General features: G+C 75.5%; 1 protein-coding gene. It reads right to left on the bottom strand.

What is annotated here, in order from left to right; all coding sequences use genetic code 11:
• On the bottom strand, positions 1–322 hold a 322-nt coding region (locus DBV35_RS29670), incomplete at both ends, for a zinc-dependent metalloprotease (protein ID WP_205648961.1).

The following is a 322-nucleotide window of genomic DNA, read 5'->3' as shown; positions in this document are numbered from 1 at the left end:
GCGACGGCCTCGGGCAGCAGTGCGGAGGTGCGCTCCGGGCCGACCGGGATGCCGAGCTCGGTGGAGGTCAGCACCTCCTTGCCGAGCTGCGCCAGGCCCTGGCCGAGCTGGCTGCCGAACGCCATCCCGCCCATCTTGCCGAGCATCCCCAGCATCGGGCCCGCCGCGCCGCGGACCTCCTCGGGCAGCCCCTCGACCCAGGCCGAGGACAGCCGCGTCGCCACCGGGTCGCAGAGCCGCTTCCAGGTCGGCATGCCGGCCCGCACCCAGTCCGACGGCGTCCAGGCCTTCACCTCGCCGCCGGACGAGGGGAACGACGTCG

This window comes from Acuticoccus kandeliae (assembly GCF_003073115.1).
This window is presented reverse-complemented; position numbering and strand designations above follow the sequence as displayed.